General features: G+C 64.2%; 3 protein-coding genes. All 3 read left to right on the top strand.

Annotation, left to right across the window (positions count from 1 at the left end; translation table 11 throughout):
• The first annotated feature begins 541 nt into the window (after nt 1-541).
• Nucleotides 542-1,198: a hydrolase gene (locus tag BM066_RS25690; protein ID WP_089931227.1), complete on the top strand. Its 657-nt coding sequence runs from the start codon at nt 542-544 to the stop codon at nt 1,196-1,198.
• 53 nt (nt 1,199-1,251) lie between these two features.
• A complete protein-coding gene (locus tag BM066_RS25685) occupies nt 1,252-1,518 on the top strand; it encodes a DUF1427 family protein (protein ID WP_018062011.1) in 267 nt (88 codons plus the stop codon).
• 55 nt (nt 1,519-1,573) lie between these two features.
• A partial coding sequence (locus tag BM066_RS25680) for an amidohydrolase family protein (protein WP_143093827.1) occupies nt 1,574-1,803 on the top strand: 230 nt, incomplete at its 3' end.

The raw sequence follows: 1,803 nt of genomic DNA, 5'->3' as shown, positions 1-1,803 counted from the left end.
TCATCCGGGGAGACCTCCGGCCAAGGTTGGTGCTTCGCAACCCCAGCTTCTCAGCCGCTCCCCGGGTGAACAACCTTCATAGCTTCGACACCTAGGTCAACGGCCGACGGCTGTGCGGAAGATTCAGCCGAGGACATTCTGCCATGGCGCCCCCTCGACTTGAAGTCGGGCGACCTGATCATGGTCGGCAACCGTGTGGCGCCAGGAACAGCGAGCTGCCATCGAAGAGTCCTAACCGCCGAAGGTCGGTTTTCTGGAGGTGTGCCAATGTCCGCAGTTGGCGCTCGTTCGCAACTGCCACGTCAAAGGACACCGAGCGTAACCTTTCCTCCACGATCGGCTTAGGTGAGACAGGCGCCAGCGATTTGTGTCTTCGATCGGACACGCGACAATCATGATTCATAGCCGGTTATCGGCTCATAAATGGAAATGATGAGTTTCTATCATTTCCATTTATGAGACGCGATGCCGCGATCACAGTGTCCTCGTCAGAACAACGGGGCGGCCCTCAGCGGTCCTCCAATTACCAAAGGACCCAGCCATGACCCAAGCCACCGCGACCCCCGGCGCTCGCCTGCTGAACGCCGACGACCACACCCTGATCATGATCGATTTCCAATCGCAGATGGCCTTCGCGACCAAGTCGATCTCGGCGATCGAGTTGCGCAACAACGCCGCTCTGGTGGCCAGCGCCGCCGCCGGGTTCGGCGTTTCGACCGTCCTGACGACGGTCGCCGAGAAAAGCTTCTCGGGCCCGATGTTCTCGGAAGTCACCGCTCCCTTCCCGGACCAGACGCTGCTGGACCGTACATCGATGAACACCTGGGAAGACGAGGCGGTGATCGCCGAGGTCAACAAGATCGGCAAGAAGCGCATCGTGCTTGCTGGCCTGTGGACCTCGGTCTGCATCGTGGGCCCGGCGCTGTCGGCTCTCGACCAAGGCTTCGAGGTCTATGTGATCACCGACGCCAGCGGCGACATCTCAACCGAGGCGCACGAGCGGGCGGTGTCGCGGATGATCCAGGCCGGCGCCCAGCCCATCACGGCCCTGCAATATCTGCTCGAACTGCAACGCGACTGGGCGAGGTCGGGGACCTACGACCTGACCACCGGAATCGCCAAGACTTTCGGAGGCGCCTACGGCCTGGGCGTCACCTACGCCAAGTCCATGTTCGGCGCCTCGGAAAGCCACGCCTGACCTCAATCGACGGGACGGCCACGGCCGTCCCGTCCCACTCCTGGAGCGCCGTCATGAAGCCCTACCTGCTTTCCCTCGCCGTCGGCCTTCTTGTCGGCCTGATCTATTCCTCGCTGGGCGTGCGCTCGCCGGCCCCGCCGGCCATCGCGCTTCTGGGTCTGCTGGGCATGCTGCTCGGCGAGCAGGCCATTCCTGTGGCCAAGCGGCTGCTGACTAAGGCGCCGGTCGTGGCCTATCTGAAGACGCCCGAATGCGCCGGTCAGGTCCTGGGGCCGCAGGCCGTCGCCGGCGAGGGTCCCGAGCCCAAGTCGCAAGCCTGATCCGGCGTCCCGCGCCACCCTTCCTATCCGTCCTCATCGATCTAGGAGAAACGGCATGTCCCGTTCCGCCCAACTCGACCTGCTGCTCGTCAACGGCAAGTTCACGACCCTTGACCGCAGCAATCCGCGCGCCGACGCCGCCCTGATCCGTGACGGCAAGTTCGCGGCCGTGGGCGAGGAGGGCGAAGTGCGCGCCGCCGCCGGGCCGGACGCGACGGTCATCGACGCCGGCGGCCGTCGCGTGATTCCAGGGCTGATCGACAGCCACATGCATGTCATCCGGGG

The sequence above is a fragment of the Caulobacter sp. UNC279MFTsu5.1 genome (assembly GCF_900114015.1).
Taxonomy (GTDB): domain Bacteria; phylum Pseudomonadota; class Alphaproteobacteria; order Caulobacterales; family Caulobacteraceae; genus Caulobacter.
This window is presented reverse-complemented; position numbering and strand designations above follow the sequence as displayed.